The organism is Pseudomonas sp. 15C (assembly GCF_055484735.1).
Map to the genome: position 1 here is coordinate 35841 of NZ_JBUDGD010000013.1, position 22631 is coordinate 58471.

23 protein-coding genes and 2 riboswitches are annotated in these 22631 nt (G+C 60.9%); of the genes, 7 read left to right on the forward strand and 16 right to left on the reverse strand.

Features of this window, described 5'->3' with window-relative positions; all coding sequences use genetic code 11:
* Positions 1–22: 22 nt before the first annotated feature.
* Entirely contained in the window at positions 23–298 is a 276-nt protein-coding gene (locus ACYYKW_RS09695) for a peptidylprolyl isomerase (RefSeq protein WP_007912322.1), read from the forward strand.
* Positions 299–413: 115 nt separating this feature from the next.
* Here the strand turns inward: ACYYKW_RS09695 and ACYYKW_RS09700 are convergent, their stop codons facing one another.
* From ACYYKW_RS09700 to ACYYKW_RS09745, 10 genes are all read right to left on the reverse strand, one after another.
* Entirely contained in the window at positions 414–1346 is a 933-nt protein-coding gene (locus tag ACYYKW_RS09700; protein WP_464989998.1) for a sugar kinase, read from the reverse strand.
* Positions 1347–1476: 130 nt separating this feature from the next.
* On the reverse strand, positions 1477–2691 hold the full coding sequence (locus ACYYKW_RS09705) for an amino acid deaminase (RefSeq protein WP_336354795.1): 1215 nt from the start codon (positions 2689–2691) through the stop codon (positions 1477–1479).
* Positions 2692–2729: 38 nt separating this feature from the next.
* Positions 2730–3494, reverse strand: coding sequence for an IclR family transcriptional regulator (locus ACYYKW_RS09710; RefSeq protein WP_464990022.1), 765 nt, complete (start codon positions 3492–3494; stop codon positions 2730–2732).
* 211 nt (positions 3495–3705) lie between these two features.
* Complete coding sequence (locus ACYYKW_RS09715; protein WP_090283235.1) at positions 3706–4095, reverse strand: RidA family protein; 390 nt, start codon at positions 4093–4095, stop codon at positions 3706–3708.
* A gap of 29 nt (positions 4096–4124) precedes the next feature.
* A complete protein-coding gene (locus tag ACYYKW_RS09720; protein ID WP_090283234.1) occupies positions 4125–4916 on the reverse strand; it encodes an amino acid ABC transporter ATP-binding protein in 792 nt (263 codons plus the stop codon).
* On the reverse strand, positions 4913–5575 hold the full coding sequence (locus tag ACYYKW_RS09725) for an amino acid ABC transporter permease (RefSeq protein ID WP_093101832.1): 663 nt from the start codon (positions 5573–5575) through the stop codon (positions 4913–4915). The genes ACYYKW_RS09720 and ACYYKW_RS09725 overlap by 4 nt, the downstream gene beginning before the upstream one ends.
* Positions 5576–5584: 9 nt before the next feature.
* Positions 5585–6247 (reverse strand): amino acid ABC transporter permease, encoded by a 663-nt coding sequence (locus ACYYKW_RS09730; protein WP_024012746.1) that lies wholly within the window; start codon positions 6245–6247, stop codon positions 5585–5587.
* 51 nt (positions 6248–6298) lie between these two features.
* Positions 6299–7147, reverse strand: coding sequence for a transporter substrate-binding domain-containing protein (locus tag ACYYKW_RS09735; RefSeq protein WP_464989999.1), 849 nt, complete (start codon positions 7145–7147; stop codon positions 6299–6301).
* 275 nt (positions 7148–7422) lie between these two features.
* Complete coding sequence (locus tag ACYYKW_RS09740; RefSeq protein WP_231990162.1) at positions 7423–7659, reverse strand: type II toxin-antitoxin system RelE family toxin; 237 nt, start codon at positions 7657–7659, stop codon at positions 7423–7425.
* A gap of 34 nt (positions 7660–7693) precedes the next feature.
* Positions 7694–7942: a type II toxin-antitoxin system Phd/YefM family antitoxin gene (locus tag ACYYKW_RS09745; protein ID WP_464990000.1), complete on the reverse strand. Its 249-nt coding sequence runs from the start codon at positions 7940–7942 to the stop codon at positions 7694–7696.
* 246 nt (positions 7943–8188) lie between these two features.
* Here ACYYKW_RS09745 and ACYYKW_RS09750 point away from each other — a divergent pair, with 246 nt between their 5' ends.
* Positions 8189–8623, forward strand: coding sequence for a thioredoxin family protein (locus ACYYKW_RS09750; protein WP_464990001.1), 435 nt, complete (start codon positions 8189–8191; stop codon positions 8621–8623).
* Between the two features lie 157 nt (positions 8624–8780).
* Positions 8781–9857 (forward strand): GGDEF domain-containing protein, encoded by a 1077-nt coding sequence (locus tag ACYYKW_RS09755; RefSeq protein ID WP_464990002.1) that lies wholly within the window; start codon positions 8781–8783, stop codon positions 9855–9857.
* 141 nt (positions 9858–9998) lie between these two features.
* Here ACYYKW_RS09755 and ACYYKW_RS09760 read toward each other — a convergent pair whose 3' ends face one another.
* From ACYYKW_RS09760 to cobW, 5 genes are all read right to left on the reverse strand, one after another.
* Positions 9999–11558: a TerC family protein gene (locus ACYYKW_RS09760; protein WP_090283228.1), complete on the reverse strand. Its 1560-nt coding sequence runs from the start codon at positions 11556–11558 to the stop codon at positions 9999–10001.
* Positions 11559–11875: 317 nt separating this feature from the next.
* Positions 11876–12616, reverse strand: a complete 741-nt coding sequence (locus tag ACYYKW_RS09765) for a vWA domain-containing protein (protein ID WP_464990003.1) — start codon at positions 12614–12616, stop codon at positions 11876–11878.
* Positions 12541–13563 (reverse strand): ATP-binding protein, encoded by a 1023-nt coding sequence (locus ACYYKW_RS09770; RefSeq protein WP_336354791.1) that lies wholly within the window; start codon positions 13561–13563, stop codon positions 12541–12543. The genes ACYYKW_RS09765 and ACYYKW_RS09770 overlap by 76 nt, the downstream gene beginning before the upstream one ends.
* Positions 13564–13945: 382 nt before the next feature.
* Positions 13946–17794, reverse strand: coding sequence for a cobaltochelatase subunit CobN (gene cobN, locus ACYYKW_RS09775; RefSeq protein ID WP_464990004.1), 3849 nt, complete (start codon positions 17792–17794; stop codon positions 13946–13948).
* A 3-nt stretch (positions 17795–17797) separates the two neighbouring features.
* Positions 17798–18868, reverse strand: a complete 1071-nt coding sequence (gene cobW, locus ACYYKW_RS09780; RefSeq protein WP_041478704.1) for a cobalamin biosynthesis protein CobW — start codon at positions 18866–18868, stop codon at positions 17798–17800.
* A gap of 100 nt (positions 18869–18968) precedes the next feature.
* A riboswitch (cobalamin riboswitch) is annotated at positions 18969–19180 on the reverse strand.
* 84 nt (positions 19181–19264) lie between these two features.
* A riboswitch (cobalamin riboswitch) is annotated at positions 19265–19486 on the forward strand.
* Positions 19487–19603: 117 nt separating this feature from the next.
* Here cobW and ACYYKW_RS09785 point away from each other — a divergent pair.
* The 4 genes from ACYYKW_RS09785 (at position 19604) to cobM (ending at position 21749) form a co-directional block, all read left to right on the forward strand.
* On the forward strand, positions 19604–19801 hold the full coding sequence (locus tag ACYYKW_RS09785) for a CbtB domain-containing protein (RefSeq protein WP_093101841.1): 198 nt from the start codon (positions 19604–19606) through the stop codon (positions 19799–19801).
* Between the two features lie 11 nt (positions 19802–19812).
* Positions 19813–20514: a CbtA family protein gene (locus tag ACYYKW_RS09790; protein WP_464990005.1), complete on the forward strand. Its 702-nt coding sequence runs from the start codon at positions 19813–19815 to the stop codon at positions 20512–20514.
* Positions 20511–20924 carry a cobalamin biosynthesis protein gene (locus ACYYKW_RS09795; protein ID WP_039758622.1) on the forward strand — a complete coding sequence of 138 codons (414 nt, stop codon included), beginning with the start codon at positions 20511–20513 and terminating at the stop codon, positions 20922–20924. The genes ACYYKW_RS09790 and ACYYKW_RS09795 overlap by 4 nt, the downstream gene beginning before the upstream one ends.
* Positions 20925–21002: 78 nt before the next feature.
* The gene (gene cobM / locus ACYYKW_RS09800; RefSeq protein ID WP_464990006.1) at positions 21003–21749 is read left to right on the forward strand and encodes a precorrin-4 C(11)-methyltransferase; all 747 of its coding nucleotides are present in this window, start codon (positions 21003–21005) and stop codon (positions 21747–21749) included.
* Positions 21750–21849: 100 nt separating this feature from the next.
* On the opposite strand, the gene nfuA is transcribed toward cobM, so the two are convergent.
* Positions 21850–22434, reverse strand: a complete 585-nt coding sequence (gene nfuA, locus ACYYKW_RS09805) for a Fe-S biogenesis protein NfuA (protein WP_003225494.1) — start codon at positions 22432–22434, stop codon at positions 21850–21852.
* Positions 22435–22631 lie beyond the last annotated feature (197 nt).

Genomic DNA, 22631 nt, shown 5'->3' on the forward strand with positions numbered 1-22631 from the left:
ACCCCGTTATCAGGACCGCCCGATGAAAGCCCAAGCCCGCCACATTCTGGTGAAAACCGCCGAAGAGGCCGAACAGCTCAAACAACGCATCGCCAAGGGTGAGGCGTTCGATGTGCTGGCGAAGAAATTCTCCACCTGCCCGTCCGGCAAACGCGGCGGCGACCTGGGCGAAGTGCGACCGGGGCAGATGGTCGGTGCGATTGATGCGGTGATCTTCAAAAAACCCCTGCGCACCGTGCATGGGCCGATCAAGAGCAAGTTTGGTTATCACCTGGTGCAGGTGTTTTACCGGGATTAGTGGTTGGCTTGCCGGCCCCATCGCGAGCAGGCTCGCTCCTACAATTTGCAACGCATTCCAACTGTAGGAGCGAGCCTGCTCGCGATCGATTGCGCAGCAAGCGGCCATTCAACGACTATTCGGGAATCAACGCCCCCGGCACCTGAATCACCCGACTCGCCAGCAGATGCCCCGCCTGCGCCGCTTCCGCAGGACTGCCACCGGACAAACGACTGGCCAGATACGCCGCACTGAACGAGTCCCCCGCCGCCGTGGTATCCACCACTTTTTCGACCTCCTGCGCCGGCACTTCGAACGCCTCACCGTCACAGCGAATCAGACACGCCTGCGCCCCACGCTTGAGCACCACTTCCGGCGTGCCGATCTGTGCGTACGCGGCAAACACTTCAGCACAGTCCGGGAAGCCGAACAGCGCCTGCTCGTCATCCACCGTCAATAACGCCAGATCAACGAAAGGCAAAATACTGCGATACGCCGCTCGCGCCTCTTCGACAGAAGCCCACAGCCGCGGCCGATAGTTATTGTCGAAGACGATGCGCGCATCGTTTTGCCGCGCATTGATCAAGGTTTCGATCAGCCTCTCCCGCCCCTTTGCGCCGAGCACAGCGAGGGTAATACCGCTGAAATACAGCACGTCATAATCCGGCAACGCCGCGAGCACCGGTTCGGCGGCCGGCGTGGTGAAACACTCGCGGACGGCGGCTTCGTTGCGCCAATAAAGGAAACGTCGCTCACCGTTGGCGTCGGTCTGAATGCAATACAAACCGGGCAAACGACCGGGCAGACGCTGGACCAGATCGAGGCCGATGCCTTCGCCGGCCCAGATCCGGCACATGGCATCGCTGAAACTGTCGTCGCCCAATGCGGTGACGTAGTCGACTTGTGCCTGACTGCCCATGGCGCGGGACAGGTACACCGCGGTATTCAGGGTATCGCCGCCGAAGCTTTGCTGCAGGCTGCCATCGGCGCGCTGCTGCAGTTCGATCATGCATTCGCCGATCAGGGCGATGCGCGGATTGTTTGGGCCCAGAGGGCTGAGGGTGTTCATTTGAGGGGTCTCTGATGGTTCGGTGGTGGCTGTGTCGCCGTCATCGCGAGCAGGCTCACCCCTACAATTGGAATGCATTTCAAATGTAGGAGCGAGCCTGCTCGCGATTGGCCGCGATGCGGTCTGGACCTTAGAAACACGTCTCCATGCTCTCGATCACCGTCAACTGCTCATCCACCAGCAACCCCACCCGCCACTTGTCGAACGTCAGGCACGGATGCGACGTGCCAAAGGAAATGATATCGCCCACGCGCAATTCAACACCCGGCGCCACCGTCATGAAGGCGTGCTGATCCATCACCGCGGTCACTTTGCAGGCAGTCACGTCATCGCCTGAGGCGGGCACGGCACCGGCCTTGTAGCGCAGCAATGGCACTGGCAATCCGGCGTCGAAGGCCACATCACGCTTGCCCAGTGCGATCACCGCAAAACCCGGTTCCGGCAATGACTGAACGTGCGCCCAGACTTCCAGCGCCGGGCGCAAGCCTTCGTGCAGATCGCTGCGCCGGTCGAGGACGCAGCACTGCGCGTCCTTGTAGATGCCGTGATCGTGAGCGACGTAACTGCCCGGGCGCAGCACGCTGAGAAAGCGCCCAGCAGCGTTTTGCGTCTCGAACGATTCGGCAATCAAGTCGTACCACGCCGAGCCGGACGCAGTGATGATCGGCCTGGCAACGGCAAAACCGCCGCTGTCCTGCAACTGTACGGCCAGGCGTACCAACGAGGCGGCGAACTCGCGGATGCCGCTGACTGCGTGGTCGCCATGGATCACCCCTTCGTAACCTTCGATACCGGTCAGGGCCAGCGCCGGTTGCGCGTTGATCGCCTTGGCCAGTTCGATGACTTCCTGCTCGCTGCGGCAACCGCAGCGTCCGCCGACTACGCCGTATTCGATCATCACGTTGAGCTTGAGCCCGCGCGAGGCAAAGTACGCGCCAAGGTCAGCGACGTTATCCGGGTGATCGACCATGCAGTGGAATTCGAATGCTGGATCGGCGAGCAAGTCAGCGATCAGCGCCATGTTCGGAGTACCGACCAGTTGGTTGGCCATCAACACCCGGCGCACGCCATGGGCATAGGCGGCGCGGGTCTGGGTCGCGCTGGCGAGGGTGATGCCCCACGCACCGGCATCGAGCTGACGCTTGAACAGCGCCGGGGTCATGCTGGTCTTGCCGTGGGGCGCCAGTTCGGCGCCGCTGTCGCTGACGAACTTCTGCATCCAGCGAATGTTGTGCTCCAGTGCCTGGCGGTGCAGCACCAGCGCGGGCAGGCTGACGTCGCGCACCAGTTGCGCGCCGATGGCCGCGTCGCCCTTTTGCACAGCACGATTGTTGGCAGTCGTCATGTCGAACTCCTCGTTGTCACGGCCGCAGGCAGCCGCGTTTATTCGTTGATACGCCGGGCGAGACTGTTGGCGCTCTCGATCAGTACCCGGCGATAGTCGTCGTAATGGGTTTTCGCGTCGGCCCGTGGCGCGACGATGCACAAGGTACAAATCGCTACGCCTTGCGGGTTTTTGACCGGCGCGGCGAAGCAATGGGTGAAGGTGTCGGCAACACTGTCGAAGGAGAAGAAACCGTCGATGCCGGCCTGACGAATTTCCGCCAGAAAGCGCTCCAGCGGCAGACGTTCGCCGTCGGGCAGGATGTAGTCGTCTTCGTCGATCAGATCGATGATCTGCTGGTCGCTCAGGTGCGCCAGCAGCAGACGCCCCGAGGCTGTCCACGGGATCGGCGCGTTCTCGCCGATGTCGGAGGAAATGCGGAAATGCCGCTCGCCTTCCTTCATCAGCGCCACCGTGTATTTGCGCCCGTTGAGCAGGCACATCTGTGCGGTTTCGCGGGTCTGGCGGACGATTTCCTGCAAGGCGTGATCGGCTTCGCGACTGAGGTCGAAATGGCGCAGGTGCGCCTGGCCGAGAAAATACAGCTGGCGGCCAAGATAGACATGACCGTCCTTGCCCACCGGTTCCAGGATGCGCCGTTCGAGTAACGAGGCAACCAGCTCGTAGACCGTTGATTTCGGGCTGCCGATGCCGTTGGCAATGTCGTTCGGGCGCAGCGGCTGGCCGACTTCCTTGAGGAAATCGAGAATATCGAACGCCCGGTCCAGACCGCGAGCCCGGCGCTTGATGGTGTCTTCGGTCATATCAGTGGTTCCCATTCAAAGTCGCCGGATGGTAACTGGCCCTTGGTGTCGTGTCAGCGGCATTGCTGCCCTCACCCCCCGCCCTCTCCCGGAGGGAGAGGGCGCCTGATCGTATCGATGCACATGTTGTGGTGAGCCGACAAAACCTGCATCGACAGCGATCAGTCCCCTCTCCCTCCGGGAGAGGGCTAGGGTGAGGGGAAGCCATTACTCAGGCCTTCTTCCTGTACGCGATGCAATCAATCTCAACCTTGCAATCGACCATCATGCTCGCCTGCACACAAGCCCGCGCCGGGGCGTGTTCGGGTTTGAAATATTCGCCGAAGACCTTGTTGAAGCTGCTGAAATCGCGCGGATCGTCCAGCCACACACCGACCCGCACCACATCCTCCAGGCCATAACCCGCCTCTTCGAGAATCGCGATCAGGTTTTTCATGGTCTGGTGAGTCTGTTCGACGATGCCACCAACAATGATCTCGCCCTCCACCGCTGGCACCTGGCCGGAGACGTGCAGCCAGCCATCCGCTTCGACTGCGCGCGCGAAGGGACGTGGCTGACCGCCGGCGGCAGTGCTGCCGGTGCCATAACGAGTAATGCTCATGGGTGTTTCTCCTGATTACAAAACAAAAATTAGAACCGCGTGTTTTTCAGAAACTCGGCCAGACGCGGTGATTGCGGGCGCTCGAACAGTTCCTTGGGAGGCCCCTGCTCTTCGATTCGCCCCTGATTCATGAAAACGATCTTGTCCGACACCTCGAAGGCAAACCGCATCTCGTGGGTCACCAGCAACATGGTCATGCCGTCCTCGGCCAAGCCCTTGATCACGTTGAGCACTTCGCCGACCAATTCGGGGTCCAGGGCCGAGGTGACCTCGTCGAAAAGCATCAGGCTCGGGTTCATCGCAATCGCCCGGGCAATCGCCACGCGCTGTTGCTGACCGCCGGACAACTGGCCGGGAAAGTGATTGCGCCGCTCCAGCAGGCCGACGCGCTCCAGCCATTTCTCGGCGAGCACCACGGCTTCGTCTTTGTGCATCTTTTTCACCTTGAGCAAGCCCAGAGTGACGTTCTGCAACGCGGTCAGATGCGGGAACAGATTGAATTGCTGGAACGCCATGCCGGTCATCGCGCGATGCCGGGCGATGACTTTTTCCGCGTGACGTACGCGCTTGCCGTTGACCTCGTCATAGCCGATGGATTCACCGTCGAGCAGAATCTGCCCACCCTGAAATTCCTCGAGCATGTTCACGCAGCGCAGCAACGTGGTCTTGCCCGAACCACTGGAACCGATCAGCGTTACCACGTTGCCGCGCTGCATGCTCAGGTCGACACCTTTGAGCACTTCGACCGCGCCGTACTGTTTGTGCAGGCCGCGAATGTCCAGCAGCGCCTGATTCTGTGGGGAAACTTGAGCTTGAGTCATGGCAGGGCCACCCGCTTTTCAATGTGCCGGCCGAGTAATTCGATGCCGAAGTTGATGACGAAGAACAGAAAACCGGCGAACAGATAGAACTCCAGGGTCATGAAGTTCCGGGCGATGACCTGCTGCGTGCTGAGCAGCAATTCAGCCACGCCGATTACCGAGAGCAAGGTTGAAGCCTTGACGATTTCCGTGGACGAGTTGACCCAGGTTGGCAAAATCTGCCGCAATGCCTGAGGCAACAGCACGTAACCGAGGGATTGGTAAAACGTCAGACCGATGGCTTTGCCCGCTTCCATCTGCCCGCGTGGCAACGCTTGCAGCGCGCCGCGGACAATCTCGGCGACGTGCGAGCCGCAAAACAGCGTCAGGCCCAAGGCGCCGGCCTGAAAGGCACTGATCTGCCAACCCAGCGCCGGCGCCATGTAGAAGCAAGCCAATACCAATACAAACACAGGTGTGCCGCGAATCAGATCGACGTAAAAACGAAATGGCGCACGCATCCACAAGCGCCCGTAAGTCAGCACCAATCCGGCGACAACGCCGAGCAAGGTGCCGAGCACAATCGCCAGCGCCGACACTTGCACACTGGTCAGAAAACCTTGGAAAAGCGGCTCTCGGGCAACCCACAATTCATGCAGCCAATCAGGTGATTCGTACATCGCAAGCTCCTATCGGCGGATCGCCAGACGCTGCTCCAGGTACCGCAGCAGCATGGCGATGAGGTAACAGGCCGCGACATACAACGCCGTGGTCACCAGCCAGGTTTCGATCACCCGGTAGCTTTCGACGTTGATCTTGCGCGCGTAATAAGTCAGCTCCGGCACCGCAATCGCAGCCGCCAGCGAAGTGTCCTTGAACAGTGAAATGAAGTTATTCGACAGCGCCGGCAAGACGTTGCGCAGCATCACCGGCACGGTGACGTAGGCCTTGACCTGCCACTCGCCCAGCCCGATCGCCAGCCCGGCTTCGCGCTGGCCTTTGGGAATGCTCAGCAAGCCACCGCGGAAAACTTCGGTCAGATACGCGCCGGCATACAGCGACAGCGTGATGATGAACGAAGGAATCTTGTCCAGCCGGATGCCGAGGCTCGGCAAGGCAAAGTAGATCAACAGGATCAACACCAGAATCGGCGTATTGCGTACCACCGTGACGTACACCGAGGCCAGCACCCGCAAGGCGCGATGCTTCGACAGCAAGGCAAACGCCATCAGCAGGCCGATCACGCAGCCGATGGCGATCGACACCAGCGCCAGTTGCAGGCCCAGACCGAGCCCCGCCAGCAAGGTGTCGAAATCGCGCCACACGGCGGCAAAGTTCAACTGATAGTTCATGGTCAGCAGTACCTTGAGCGAGGCGATAGCGATCGCCCCGCTCTCACGGGATCATTTGAATTCGACAGGGAAACCGATGGCCGGCGACGGCAGATCTACACCGAACCACTGCTTGAACGACGCGGCGTAGGTCGGGAATTCAACCCCGGTCATGGCTTCATGCAAAGCGGTGTTGACGAAGTTCAACCAGTCCTGATCGCCGCGCTTGACGGCGCAGGCGTAGGTCTGCGGGCTCCAGGCGTAAGCCGGGCTGCGATAGCGGCCAGGGTTCTGCACCATCAGGTATTTGACCGAAGACTGGTCGGTGGCAGCCGCGTCGGCGCGGCCGGAGTTCACTGCCTGATACATCAGATCGACGCTGTCGTACTGATCGACCTTGGCCTTGGGCAATGCCTGATGCACCAGTTCCTCGGCGTAGACGTTTTGCAGCACAGCAACGGTGACGTCGTCGCCCGCCGCTTGCAGGTCTTCGATTTCCTTGTACTTGCTGTTGTTCGGCAACAACAGACCAACCCCTTCGCGGTAATACGGCAGGGTGAACGACACTTGCTGCGCGCGGCTGGCAGTGACGGTGATGAACTGACAGCTCATGTCGACCTTGTCGGTGAGCAGGTTGGGGATCCGTGCATCGGACGACTGCACGACAAACTCGACCTTGCTCGGGTCGTTGAACAGACCTTTGGCCACCATCCTGGCGATGTCGATATCGAAACCCTGCAACTTGCCGTCCGCGCCTTGAAAGTGCCAAGGCGCATTGGTGCTGCCCGTGCCGACAATCAATTTGCCGCGAGCCAGCACACTGTCGAGCTTGCTCTCGGCAGCCTGGGCCAAGCCCATCACGGTTGATGAAGCTGCAAGAACGAAAACACACGCTTTGAACAACGAAGGACGGCGATGCATGGCAAGCACTCCAGAATGGTGTTTATTCCGCTATACCGGAACACGGTTTGTTACTACGGAATAGACAGCAGAAAGTGTGCCACAGCCTTGGTCAGAAATCTGCGTGGGGTTTAAAGGTTTTTAGAATCAAGGGGATGCAATAACAATATTGCTTGAGGGTGGCGAGCTGAAGGGAGCGGTTGCGCTACCGAACGCTACTGCAGGCGGGTATCAGGTTCCCAAATGGGGTGGGGTTGGGCGAATACGGTGCATCTAACGAAGAGCCAGAATTGCAATCAGCGTTTAGCGGCAGCCTCATATACATCGCCCCCGGCTCTTTTGCCGATGGCGATCACTGTGACAATCAGCACCTCGTCGCTCACTCTATATACCAGCCGATAGCCGGCGCTTTGAAGTTTGATTTTGTATGCATTGCCCAAGCCTTTCAGACGAGCCGAGGGAATGTGTGGATTCAACAGTCTTTCCGCGAGCTTGTTCTTGAACTTCTCCTTCACAACTGAGCCAAGCTTCATTCACTCCTTCCAGGCTATTTCCGAAAACTCCAGCTCATAAGTCATCTATGGAGACCCTGATCGTTGGGTCGTTTTCCCGATCCTTGCACAGCGCAATCAGCTCCAGATCATCCAGACGCGTCATCATCGCCTCATACTCTTTGGCAGGAATGCAATAAAACGCTGGCTGATTTCGGTTAAGGATTGCGACCGAATGCCCGTCACCTGCTGCTACCGTTCCCATCGGATCTTTTTTCAATTCAGAAATACTCGCTACAACGTTGGAGAGGACGATATGTGCCATCAAGATGCTCCTCGGCGTACTTTAAGAAGTACCAGAAATAGCACCCCGAGAAGCGGTTGACTTGATGCATCGAGCCTAACACGTCATTTCATTCATCATTTCTGCCTTGGATGTCAGTGCGCTCTACCATTTTCGTGGGATAAATCCGAGACTTCAGGCCAGCACCTGTAATTTCTGACAGTAGACGTCCTCACATACCCTCCTTTAACGTCGCCAGACCTCACCGTCGTTGAAAAGGAGCCTTCAATGAGCGCATCCACCCCTGCGGCAACGCTGGCACCGGTTTATCGCAAAGCCCTGAAAACCTGGCGCCCGGTCATCCTGTATTTTGCCAACGAGCACTGCCCCGCGTGCGAATGGGCCGGTCCTGTTTTTCGTCAGACAGCCGAACCCTACCGCCACCGTGCCAACGTTTACATGCTCGACACCAGCCAGTCGCCGCGCCATCCGTTGGTCACCGGCACGCCGACAGTGCTGTTCTATCGCAACGGCAAATTGCAGAAAAAGCTCAAGGGCATCGGCACTGAAGAGACGCTTGCAGAAGATTTCGCACGGTACGTTGGCAAGACCAAAGCGCCTGCCGCACCGGGGCGCAAGTCCGAGCATGACCTGGTCTGGTTGCGTCGAGCGCTGCGGTCGTTATGCATGGTCGGTCGTGCCAGCCACCGTGTACGCGGATAAGCTGGCAGCTCATTCGCGCTGAGCGTCACTGAAAAATGCTCACACAGACAGGAATTGGACAACTGTGCATCCGGCTGCTTTGCTCTTGAGCGAATACGCAGCGCTACAGCCCTTCAGGCGCGTGGCCGCTGCCATCAAAACAAGCAGCAGGGCGAGCATGTTCGAGAGCATAGAAGCGCAGGCATTGAAGGAAAGCGCGTCGGCGCCGTTGAGAAGCGAGTTTCTTCAGCGCGAATTCGAGCGGCTGAAAACCTTCAGCCTGCTGATTTACGTGGTCAGCATTTTCATGTGGCTGTTGTTCGACCTGATCGTCAGTTTCATGGGCGGACAAGGCTTCACCTGGCGCTCGATGGTCTTTCTTGGCGTCTTCGGTGTGTTGACGCTGGTGCTCGGGTTTACTCGCAAAGCCGCGCATTTCGATGTGCTCACCGTGTTGTTGGTCCTGGGCCTGACGGTCGGCGTGCGAATGATCGTCGATGGCCTGCCGCCTGCGGTGCACAGCTCGTGGCTGATGCTCGCCGCTGCGAGCCTGCTGTACAGCGTTTCGGTGTTGCCGTTGCGGCGCTGGGCGTTTTTTGCCGTGCAGGTGGTTATCTGGCTGGTGCTCAACCCGTTCCTCGGTACCAGCACCGAACTGAGCGAACTGCGCGGCGTACTGACCGCCTGTTACAGCGTGTTCCTCTGCGCGCTGACCCTGTACGCGTTTTTGAAGTTTCGCGAGGCGCGGTTCAGCAACTACATCATGTCCAGATTGCTGCTGGATCAGGCGTACAACGATCCACTGACGCAAATTCCCAACCGTCGTGCGTTCATGACGCACGCGCAGCAGCGTCTGCAAGCAATCCCGCGCGAATACGATCACTTTCTGATGATGATCGACATCGACAATTTCAAGAAGGTCAACGACACCTACGGCCATGACATCGGTGACGAAGTGCTCAAACGCGTCGCTGCCGATATCAAAACCGTGATGGCTGAATTCGACTATGCGCGCCTGGGCGGTGAAGAGTTTGCGATCTATCTGCCGGCCGTGCGCCGCGAAGACGCTGCCGGGCTGGCCACCGAGCTGTGCCGTTTGGTTCGTGAACAGCCTGCAGAGCACCCGGTCACCATCAGCGTCGGCATTACCCGGGTCGAGGATGGCGACACGTTGAATCAGGCGTTGATCAAGGCGGATGCGGCGTTGTATGAGTCCAAACACACCGGCAAGGACCGATACACCTTTGATTCATGAAGCTGCGTCGCTTGACTGATCGCCATCGCTGGCAAGCCAGCTCCCACAGGGATGCGTAAGGCATTCGATCTGAAGCAAACACAAAACCTGTGGGAGCCAGCCTGCTGGCAATGGCGGAGGGTCAGGCAATGACCATCACAATCATGCCGCAGCGCGCTCCAGCAACACTCGCGTGACCCGTCGTTCTTCCACTGCTTTCACCGTCAATTGCCAGCCTTCGTATGCCAGCCGGTCGCCCTTCATCGGCAAGCGATCCAGCAAACTCATCACCAGGCCAGCCATGGTTTGGTAATCCTCGGTCGGCTCGGCGGCGAACCCGGTTCGTTGGCGCACTCGAGCCAGTGGCAAAGCGCCGCTGACCAGATAGCCGCCCTGCTCCTCCAGCACGTCCGGGCCTTCGATTTCGCTGGCGTCGGGCAACTCGCCGGCAATCGATTCGAGAATGTCGGTCATGGTCAGCACACCGACAAAATCACCGAACTCGTTGACCACAAACGCAATGTGCGTCGAGGCCGCGCGCATCTGTTCCAGCGCGTTGAGGATCGAATAGCTGTCAAGCAGGTTGACGGTCTGGCGGGCCAGTTGCTCAAGGTTTGGCTCGGCGCCGGCCAGATAGTCCTTGAGCAGTTCCTTTTTGTGGACAAAGCCCAACGGCTCATCCACCGCGCCGTTGCGTATCAACGGCAGGCGAGAGTAGGACGAATGCATCAACTTCGTGCGAATCGTCTCCGCGTCATCGGCCAAATCAATGGCGTCGACGTCGGCACGCACCGTCATCAACTGGCGAATGGGTCGCTCGGCCAGTTGCAGCACGCCGCTGATCATCACCCGCTCGCGACGGTCGAACAGCTCTGAACTCGGCGCGTCACCGTTGTCGAGCAGGTCAGAGATTTCTTCTCCGACCTCTTCCGCGGCCAGGGTGCGACCGCCGAGCAAGCGCATCACCGCGTGGGCCGTGCGCTCGCGCAACGGGCGCACGCCCTGCATCGAGCGTTTGCGGCGCGCCCGGGCAATCTGGTTGAACACCTCGATCAGGATCGAGAAACCGATGGCCGCATACAGGTAACCCTTCGGAATATGAAAACCCAGACCTTCGGCGGTCAGGGCGAAACCGATCATCATCAAAAAGCCCAGGCACAGCATGATCACCGTCGGGTGCGCATTGACGAAGCGGGTCAACGGCTTGCTGGCGACGATCATCAGGCCGATGGAAATGATCACAGCGATCATCATCACCGCCAGTTCATCGACCATGCCCACCGCCGTAATCACCGCATCGAGCGAGAACACCGCGTCCAGCACCACGATCTGCGCAACGATCGGCCAGAACAGCGCGTACGCCGCGTTGGTGGTGCGTTCACCGACATGACCTTCCAGCCGCTCATGCAACTCCATCGTCGCCTTGAACAGCAGGAACACGCCGCCAAACAGCATGATCAGATCACGCCCGGAGAAGCTTTTGCCGAACACTTCGAACAGCGGCTGTGTCAGCGTGACCAGCCAGGAAATGCTCGCCAGCAAGCCCAGACGCATGATCAGCGCCAGCGACAGGCCGATGATTCGCGCGCGGTCGCGCTGATGCGGCGGCAGTTTGTCCGCGAGAATCGCAATGAACACCAGGTTGTCGATACCCAGCACCAGTTCCAGCACGATCAATGTCAACAAGCCCAACCAGGCTGTGGGATCCGCTAACCATTCCATAAAACGTCTCGATCTCTCTCAGTGAATTCAGGCTGCCGGACACGACAAAGCGCAACGCGAAGGCTCAAGAGCCGCATTGGCAAAGATAGTCGGAAGTCGAAAAACCGGATGCTGCGCGAGCATCAAGACCGCGCCGTGGCGCCAGGAGACGGGATAACTGGGGGGCTCCGAGAGGGTGTTCATGCAAATCCTGAAGGAAAAATGGCCTTGGAGCGTACCGCCTCAAGACACATTTTCCCCAGTGGCAAATCGTTTCAAGATCTGTACGAATGGGCCTGACGGCAGTTCCGTTCGCGAGCACTCTTGAAACGCGATCGTCAATGCACAGCAAGATCATCGATGTGCCGATAGTCGGCCCCCAGCGCTTCGGCAAGCACCTGCGCACGTCCCAGGCGAATCGGTCCACGCTCGATATCAATCAGCAATCCCGGGCAATCCAGCATCGGCAGCCCGGAACATTGCTTCAAACGCCCGTCGGTCACCACGAGCAATCGCTGCTGTTCGGCGGGGAAGCGCTTGCGCCGTTGCCCCAGCCATTGCTGCGCCTGCTGCAACGCCGCGAGCAACGGCGTGCCACCACCCGCCCCCAACGCTTGCAGCCACGCTTGCAGACCGCTGGACGCTTTGAGTCCCTGCACTTGCCATTTCGGCGTCGAACCACTGGCGGTCAACAAAGCGAGCCGCGCGCGTTGGCGGTAGGCATCGTCGAACACTTGTGCGAGCAGACCTTTGGCATCGCTCAGCGCCTGATGGCGTCGGGTCGAAGCGGAGGCATCGACAATCACCAGCCACAACTCATGCGGCGAGCGGGTGCGCAGCTGAAACAGCAGGTCTTCACGCAGTCGTGGCCGCCCGTTTATCAACGTGCCCGGCCAGTTCACCGAGCCATTCCTGGCGCTGTGGCGCTTGCCTTGGCGTCCGTTGTCGAGCCGTCCGGCGCGGGGTCTGGCATTCGCCCCCGCGTCGGATCGGGGGCGAATGCCTAGGGCTTTTTTGGCCAGGCGGGTACTTCTCGTCGAGTGCCGGTGGCGAGCGCCGGTGCCGGCATATCGCCCCACTGGCCCTGCCCTTCGCTCACGGTGCTTTGCGCCTGATTGGGCGCCTGTGGCGGTTGTTGTGGCTGTTGCTGCTGTTGCGGGCTCGGCGGCACCGAGGGTTCGCGACGACGATGGCGCAGGGCAAACTCGGCCACGGCGTCAATATCTTCCTCGCCAATCACTGCCGCCCCACGCCATGCCGCGTGCGCGCGGGCTGCGCGCAGCCATACCAGATCGGCGCGCAAGCCATCCACGCCAGCGGCGAAACAGCGTTCGGTTATCTGCGCCAGCGCGGCATCGTCCAGTTCGATGCCGGTCAATGCGATGCGCGCACGCTCACAGCGCTCACGCAGGCTTTGTTGCGCGATGGCCCATTGCGCACAAAAGGCCTGCGGATCGCTGTCGAAATCCAGCCGCCGACGAATGATCTGGCCGCGCTCGGTCGGTTGCGTATGGCCGCTGAGCGCGACGTTCAGACCGAATCGGTCGAGCAGCTGCGGGCGCAACTCGCCTTCTTCCGGGTTCATCGTGCCGATCAGGACAAATTTCGCCGAATGACGATGGGAAATCCCGTCACGTTCGATCAGGTTGGTGCCGCTGGCGGCGACGTCGAGCAGCAGATCGACCAGGTGATCAGGCAACAGATTGACTTCATCGACGTAGAGCACGCCGCCGTCAGCCTTGGCCAGCACGCCGGGGGAAAACTGCGCGCGACCGTCGCTCAGGGCGGCGTCGAGATCGAGGGTGCCGACCAGACGTTCTTCGGTCGCGCCCAGCGGCAAGGTGACGAACTGGCCGCTGGCGAGCAGGTCCGCAAGGCCGCGGGCCAGGGTCGATTTGGCCATGCCGCGCGGACCTTCGATCAGCACGCCGCCGATTTTCGGATCGATGGCGGTGAGGCACAGGGCGAGCTTGAGATCATCGGCGCCGACCACGGCGGAGAGGGGGAAATGTGGGGTGTCGGTCATGTGTGGGTTCTCTGGCGTGGTCGTTGGTGGTCTTGAATGTTCTGGTGTGTCAGGTAAAGCCCCTCACCCTAGCCCTCTCCCGGAGGGAGAGGGAACTGATTCGGGTGTTCTCCAATGTTGCGGGGTGTCAGGTAAAAGGCCCTCACCCTAGCCCTCTCCCGGAGGGAGAGGGAACTGATTCGGATGTTCTTCAATGTTGCGGGGTGTCAGGTAAAAGGCCCTCACCCTAGCCCTCTCCCGGAGGGAGAGGGGACTGATCGAGGTGATCTCACGAATTGCATTGATCTGATAGTTCGAGTTGAACATAGGTTTCGAATACAACACAGATCGGCCCCCTCTCCCTCCGGGAGAGGGCTGGGGTGAGGGTTGGCTTTTGCAGGCGCTACCCATCTTCCTCGATATCCAGCAGTAAATTCTCCAGCGCTTCCTTATAAGCCCCCGGCTCCTGCCACATGCCGCGCTGCTGCGCTTCGAGCATGCGTTCGGTCATGTCTCGCAAGGCATGCGGATTGTGCTCGCGGACAAACTCCCGGGTCTGCGGGTCCAGCAAATAGGCGTCGGCCAGCAACGCATATTGATGATCGTCGATCAACTGCGTGGTCGCGTCGAAGGCAAACAGGTTATCGACCGTCGCGGCCATCTCGAACGCGCCTTTATAGCCGTGACGCTTGACCCCGTCGATCCACTTCGGGTTTGCTGCGCGTGAGCGAATTACCCGGTTCAGCTCTTCTTTCAGGGTGCGGATTTTCGGCAAATCAGGTTGGCTATGATCGCCGTGATAACTCGCCGCCGCTTCGCCGCGCAGGCTTTCCACGGCGGCGAGCATGCCGCCCTGGAACTGGTAGTAATCGTTGGAATCGAGCAAGTCATGCTCGCGATTGTCCTGATTCTGCAGCACCGCCTGCACCTGACTCAGACGTTGGACGAACTGCTCGCGTGCAGCGGTCCCCTCGTCGGCGCCGCCATACGCGTAAGCGCCCCAGTTCAGATAAACCTCGGCGAGGTCTTCGCGGCTCTGCCACAGGCGACCGTCGACAGCGCCCTGCACGCCAGCGCCGTAAGCACCGGGTTTGGCGCCGAAGATACGCCAGCCGGCCTGGCGCCGCGCGGTGTCCTCGTCGACGCCGGACTGACGCAGCGTCTCGCGCTCGGCGCGCACTTTGGCCGCCAGCGGATTGAGGTCGTCCGGCTCGTCCAGCGCCGCGACCGCTTGCACCGCAGCGTCGAACAAGCGAATCAGGTTGGCAAACGCATCGCGGAAAAATCCCGAAACGCGCAACGTCACATCGACGCGCGGGCGGTCGAGCAGGCTCAGCGGCAGAATCTCGAAATCATCGACACGCTGACTACCGGTGGCCCACACCGGCCGTACGCCCATCAGCGCCATGGCCTGGGCAATGTCGTCACCGCCGGTGCGCATGGTTGCGGTGCCCCAGACCGACAGGCCGAGCTGACGCAAATGGTCGCCGTGATCCTGCAGATGCCGTTCGAGAATCAGCGTCGCTGACTGAAAACCGATACGCCACGCGGTGGTGGTCGGCAGGTTGCGCACATCCACCGAATAGAAATTGCGCCCGGTCGGCAGCACGTCGAGGCGCCCGCGACTGGGCGCGCCGCTCGGGCCGGCGGGGACGAAACGGCCACTGAGGGCGTCGAGCAGACCGCGCATTTCTGCCGGGCCGCAGGCGTCGAGGCGTGGTGCGATGACTTCGCGCAAATTATCAATGATTAACCCGACTTCAGCCCACCCCGATTCCTGTAGGAGTGAGCCTGCTCGCGATGGCGGTGTGTCAGTTGATTTGATGTTGGCTGATCCACTGCTATCGCGAGCAGGCGAAGGCCTACAAGGGATATGCAGGGATTCGGAGATCAGCTCGGTGGCGAACAATTCGAGGCGTTCGCGGGTGTCGCCGGCGGTGCGCCAGACTTCGTCGGTGACGGTTTGCAGTTCGCTTGGACGCGGTCCCTCCCACGGCTCGGCCAGAGCGCAATCCAGTGGATCGAAACCTAGTTCAAACGCTTTTGCCACCGCGCGCAGCAGGCTTGATTGCGCGCCCTTGCCATCCCCGCGCGGAATCCGCAGCAAGGCCAGCAAGGTATCGATGCGCAAACGCCCGCTCGGCGACTCGCCGAAGATATGCAGGCCATCGCGAATCTGCGACTCCTTCAAATCACACAGATACGTATCCAGACGCGGCAACCAGATCGCCGCGTCGGCGTCACTGTCCAGCGCGGCGTCGAGTTGCAGCTCGCGGTCGATCTGCGTATCGCGCACCAGTTGCAGAATGTCGCGTTGCAATTCCCGGGCGCGGCGCGGGTCGAGCAACTGCGCTTCGTAATACTCGTCGGCGAGCAGTTCGAGATTGCGCAACGGCCCGTAGGTTTCCGCGCGGGTCAGCGGCGGCATCAGGTGGTCGATGATTACCGCTTGCGTACGCCGTTTGGCCTGGGCGCCCTCGCCCGGGTCATTGACAATGAACGGATAGATATTCGGCAGCGGCCCGAGCAGCGCGTCCGGCCAGCAGTTTTCCGAGAGGCCGACACCTTTGCCCGGCAGCCATTCAAGGTTGCCGTGCTTGCCGACATGGATCACCCCGTGCGCGCCATAGGTGTTGCGCAGCCAGAAATAGAACGCCAGATAAGCGTGCGGCGGGACCAGGTCCGGGTCGTGATAAACCGCACTCGGGTCGACCTGATAACCACGCGCTGGCTGAATGCCGACGAAGGTCAGACCGAAACGCAGCCCGGCGATCATCATGCGTCCGTCGCGGCACATCGGGTCGTTGTGCGGCGCGCCCCAACGGGCGATCACAGCGGCGCGGTTGGATTCAGGCAATGCATCGAACATCGCCATATAAGCGTCCATCGCCAGGCTTTGCTGGCATGGGCGCAGGTCAATCGTGTCGAGGTCATTGCTGACGCCGCCGAGCAATTGCTGGATCAACTCGCTGCCGCTGCCTGGCAAATCGGCCGAAACCGGATAGCCCTCAGCCTGCAACGCACGCAGGATATTCAGCGCTGCCGCTGGCGTGTCGAGGCCGACACCGTTGCCGATGCGCCCGTCGCGGGTCGGGTAGTTGGCGAGAATCAGCGCGATGCGCTTTTCGCTGTTCGGTACCCGCGCCAGAGCAGTCCAGCGCCGCGCCAGTTCAGCAACAAAATCCATGCGCTCGGGTTGCGCGCGATAGCACACCACATCCGATTGGCTGCGCTCGCTGCGCCAGGCCAGATCCTTGAAGCTGATCGGCCGACTGATGATGCGCCCGTCAAGTTCCGGCAAGGCTATGTGCATGGCCAGATCGCGCGGGCCCAGGCCTTGCTCGCTGTCGCGCCAGCCGGGCTCGTTGTCCTGGGCGCAGATCGCCTGGATCACCGGGATATTGCGGCGAAACGGTCGCAGGTGCGGCGCTTCGGGACTGGACTGGGCAAAACCGGTGGTATTGAGGATCACCCCGGCCTCGACTTCGTCCAGCCAATCCTCGACCACCGTCAGGCAGCCGGGTTCTTTCAGGCTGGCCACGGCGATGGGCAAAGGATTGAGCCCCGCAGCTTGCATGCGCTGGCAAAACACATCGATGAACCCAGTGTTGGCTGCTTGCAGGTGCGAGCGGTAAAACAGCAGCGCCGCGACCGGTTGTGCGGGCAGCCATTCAGCTTGCCAGTCACTCAGGGCAGCAGTAGTTTTGGTCGGGTGGTAAATCGCTGTACGCGGCAAGGTTTGCGGCTCGCCCCACGGGTAATCGCGGGCGAACCAGCGATTGCCCAGGCAGCGGAAAAAATCCAGCGCGTTGCCCAGTCCACCCTGACGCAAGAACTGCCAGAGACGGTCACGGTCCACCGCGCTGACGGTGCTCAAGTCGCTGAGTTCCGGGTCGGGGCGATCGTCGCCCGGCACCAGAATCACTTGCACGCCGCGCTCGGACAATTCCACCAGGCGCTCGACGCCATACCGCCAATAGGCGATGCCGCCATGCAGCGAAATCAGAATCAGCTTGGCGTGGCGCAACACTTCATCGACGTACAGATCGACCGAGGCGTGATTCTGCACCTGCATCGGGTTGGCCAGGCGCAGGCTCGGGTAGTCCTGCGGCAACTGCTGCGCCGCTTCGGCGAGCAGCGCAAGGCTGGAATCGCCGCTGCACAGGATCACCAACTCGGCGGGCGTCTGGCCAAGGTCGGCAATGTTGTCATCCGAGACGAAACCGCCGGGCTGGGTCCTGAGCAGGTGCATGACTTAAACGCTGAGCGCGGCGCGCAGTTGCGCTTCGAGCTGCGCTGCATCCAATTCCTGGCCGATCAACACCAGACGCGTTACGCGCGCTTCGTCGGCGCCCCACTGACGGTCAAAATGCTTGTCGAAGCGCGTACCTACGCCTTGAATCAGCAAGCGCATCGGCTTGTTCGGAATCGCGGCGAAGCCTTTCACGCGCAGGATGCCGTGTTGCACCACCAGTTGCGTCAGCGCGTCGAGCAGCAGGCTTTCGTCGGCTTGCGGCAGTTCGATGGAGATCGAGTCGAAGGCGTCGTGATCGTGGTCATCGTGATCGTCATCACCGTCGTGGTGATGGTCGTGGTGACTGTGACGGCTGTCGATGTGTTCTTCGGAACCGGCACCGAGGCCGATCAGCACGTCCAGCGGCAGACGGCCGTTGCTCGCTTCAATGATTTTTACCGCAGGTGGCAACTCTTCGGCGACTTCAGCGCGCACGCGCGCCAGATCTTCTGGACTGGTCTGGTCGGCTTTATTGAGGATCACCAGATCGGCGCTGGCCAGTTGGTCGGCGAACAGTTCGTGCAGCGGTGACTCGTGATCGAGGTTCGGGTCAAGCTTGCGCTGGGCATCGACCTGATCCGGGAACGCGGCAAAGGTGCCGGCGGCCACGGCCGGGCTGTCGACCACAGTGATCACCGCATCAACGGTGCAGGCGCTGCGGATTTCCGGCCACTGGAAGGCTTGCACCAACGGCTTGGGCAAGGCCAGGCCCGAGGTTTCGATGAGGATGTGATCGAGATCGCCGCGACGCGCGACCAGTTCGCGCATCACCGGGAAGAATTCTTCCTGCACGGTGCAGCACAGGCAGCCGTTGGCCAGTTCGTAAACGCGGCCGCTGGCTTCTTCTTCGGTGCAGCCGATGGTGCACTGCTTGAGGATTTCGCCGTCGATGCCCAGCTCGCCAAACTCGTTGACGATCACCGCAATGCGCCGGCCCTGAGCATTGTCGAGCATGTGCCGCAGCAAGGTGGTTTTGCCCGAACCGAGGAAACCGGTGACGATGGTGACGGGGAGTTTGGCCAGTGTTTTCATCGGTATGCCCTTTGGCAAGCGGCGGGCATACGGGACGAGGACCGGCCACGCGCAGGCGCGCCGGAAGTATTCGCCACCGGATCACCCCGCCCGGTTGAAAGTGAGAATCTGTGACGAGGCAGGTCTCCTGGCTGACAGTGTTCAGGCGCCGGGCCTGGCATTCGCTGCGCCTTCCCGCGGGCTCGTGGACCGAGCTGGCAGTGGCGTTGCAGCGAACATCACCGTTCACAGTTGCGGGGGCAGCCGCGGCTTTGACCGCGTTCCCTTCTTAGCTTCGACAGATGCCGAAGAACCTCGAAGGCGCAAGGCTACGCATGGGTTGATGATGGGTCAATGCTTTGGTTTCGTGGATATTCACTACTGCCCGAAATTGACTCAAACCCACCCGCATGCTCTCCTGTACGCCTTGTTACGGGTGCCCTTCACAGGGTGAAACGGGAAACCGGTGAATCATGTGCTTTACTCAGAGCCATGTCAGTCCGGTGCTGCCCCCGCAACGGTAAGCGAGCGAAGCGTCAAAACCACTGTGCCAACCCGGCATGGGAAGGTGACGCTTGCAGGTCGGCCAGGCGCCAACCCCTCGCGAGCCCGGAGACCGGCCCGCAACACACAGTGCGCTATCGGCGTCACTGGACATAACAAACCCGCGGTGGGCGGGCGCTGTTCGTACCTCTGCGTGTCCGTCACGCAGGGTCCGCATGCGTTCGACTGCCCCTTACACTATAGGGAAGCGCCATGTCGATCATCAGCAGCACCGGCAGCAACACGGATAAAATCGCCAGCACCACCACCCTGAGCCAACGCCTGATTGCCGCCGCCTTCGCCTCGATTCTCGGCGCGGGCCTGGTGTATTTCGCCGGTTTCTCGCATATCGAAGCGGTGCACAACGCGGCCCACGACACCCGCCACAGCGCTGCGTTTCCGTGCCACTGAGACCTCTCGACATGATCAAGCGAATTGCGCAAACCGCAGGTTTCACTGGCCTGCTGGCCGCCCTGCTCCTCACGCTGCTGCAAAGCTTCTGGGTCTCGCCGCTGATTCTTCAGGCGGAAACCTATGAAAAATCCGAGCCGGTCGCCGCAGTCCACGAACACGCGGCCGGCACCGCGGCGCACAGCCATGACGGCGAAGCCTGGGAGCCGGAAAACGGCTGGCAGCGCGTGGTTTCGACCACCGGTGGCAATCTGGTGGTGGCGGTCGGTTTCGCCCTGATGCTTGCCGGCCTGTATACATTGAGAGCGCCGCGCTCCACCGCGCAAGGCTTGCTCTGGGGTCTGGCCGGTTACGCGACGTTCGTGCTGGCGCCAACGCTGGGCCTGCCGCCGGAATTGCCGGGCACCGCTGCGGCTGATCTGGCGTCGCGGCAGATGTGGTGGATCGGCACTGCGGCCTCGACCGCCGTCGGCCTGTCGCTGATCGCCTTCAGCCGGCACTGGCTGATGAAGCTGCTCGGTGTAGCGATTCTCGCCGTGCCGCATGTGATCGGCGCGCCGCAGCCGCTGGTGCATTCAATGCTCGCGCCCGAGGCGCTGGAAAGCCAGTTCAAGATCGCTTCGCAGTTGACCAACGTGGCGTTCTGGCTGGCCCTGGGCCTGATCAGCGCCTGGTTGTTCCGCCGCAACAGCGACGGTCACTACCACGCATGAGCGATGACCGCGCGGCGTCCACGCTGGTGGTCGGCCTCGGCTGCCAACGCGGCTGTCCGACCAGCACGCTGCGCGCGTTGCTCGACCAGGCCTTGCAGGCGCACCGCATCGAGCTCAAGTCAATCAAGGCCCTGGCCAGCATCGATTTGAAGCGCGACGAACCGGGCCTGCAAGAACTGGCCGTACAACTGGCCTTGCCCCTGCTGTACTTCAGCAGCGAGGAATTGGCCGGTTACCAGTCAATGCTCAGCCACCAGTCGCAAATCGCTTACGAACGCACCGGCTGCTACGGCGTGGCGGAAAGCGCAGCGCTGGCGCTTGCCGAACAACTCCTGCAGGCGCCGGCAAAGCTGCTGATCAGCCGACAAAAATACGCTCAAGCCACTCTGGCGTTGGCCGGCGCCGCGTAAATCCTGATAATCGCCGCCATCCATCATGAACAATCTTCATCTGAAGCGTTGTCGCGCCTCTTCTCCAAGGATCCAACGATGACCGTTTATTTCATCGGCGCCGGCCCCGGCGACCCGGAATTGATCACTGTCAAAGGCCAACGGTTGATCCGCCACTGTCCGGTGATCATCTATGCCGGTTCACTGGTACCCGCCGCAGTGCTCGAGGGGCACCAGGCGCAAACCGTGGTCAACAGTGCCGAGCTGCACCTTGAGCAGATCATCGAGCTGATCAAGACCGCGCATGCCGACGGCCATGACGTCGCACGGGTACATTCCGGTGATCCGAGCCTGTACGGCGCGATCGGTGAGCAGATTCGTTATCTGCGTGAGCTTGGTATCCCGTTCGAGATCATTCCGGGCGTGACGGCCACCGCCGCCTGTGCGGCGCTGCTCGGAGCCGAACTCACCCTGCCGGATGTGTCGCAAAGCGTGATTCTGACTCGCTATGCCGACAAGACTGCGATGCCGGCGGGCGAAGAACTGGGCAATCTGGCCCGACATGGTGCAACCATGGCGATTCACCTGGGGGTCAATCATCTGGAGAAGATTCTTGTGGAGTTGTTGCCGCATTACGGTGCGGATTGTCCGATTGCGGTGATTCACCGGGCGACGTGGCCGGATCAGGATTGGGTGGTGGGCACGCTTGCGGACATTGCGGACAAGGTTGCAGCGAAAGGCTTTCGGCGTACGGCATTGATTCTGGTCGGGCGGGTGCTGGGGAGTGAGGTGTTCAGCGAGTCGTCGTTGTATCGGGCGGGGCATGCGCATCTTTATCGCCCTTGATGGCCTCTTCGCGAGCAGGCTCGCTCCCACCCTGGGTAAAGCGGGGGCATAAAAAAACGGCGCTCACGGGGCGCCGTTTTTCATATTCGCAGCGAACGCCTTAGTAGTAGGCGTTTTCTTTCTGCGTGTGGTCGGTCACGTCGCGCACGCCCTTGAGCTCAGGGATGCGCTCGAGCAGCGTGCGCTCGATGCCTTCCTTCAAGGTCACGTCGGCCTGGCCGCAGCCCTGGCAACCGCCACCGAACTGCAACACCGCAATGCCGTCTTCCACCACATCGATCAGGCTGACCTGACCGCCGTGGCTGGCCAGCCCCGGGTTGATTTCGGTTTGCAGGTAGTAATTGATGCGCTCGTTGACCGGGCTGTCGGCGTTGACCATCGGTACTTTGGCGTTTGGCGCCTTGATGGTCAGCTGGCCGCCCATGCGGTCGGTGGCGTAGTCGACCACGGCGTCGTCGAGAAACGCTTCGCTGAACGAATCGATATACGCGGTGAAGCTTTTCAGCCCCAGCGCCGTATCTTCAGGTTTTTCTTCGCCCGGCTTGCAGTAGGCAATGCAGGTCTCGGCGTACTGGGTGCCAGGCTGGGTGATGAAGACGCGGATGCCGATGCCCGGGGTGTTCTGCTTGGACAGCAGATCAGCCAGGTAGTCGTGGGCGGCGTCGGTAATGGTAATAGCGGTCATGGAAACTCCTCGCAGGCTTGGGCGCAGTTTACGCCAATCGGCGCGCGGGACAAAGTCCCAGTATTTTTGTCGGAAAAAGCGGCGCGCGTACCCTCACCCGCTCGCTGACGGCGAAGAAGGCTGCGCTTGAACGGCGAGTACCCTGTTAACAAATGGAAACCCAAGCACATTCGCGCCATATATATGTATACCTCTGC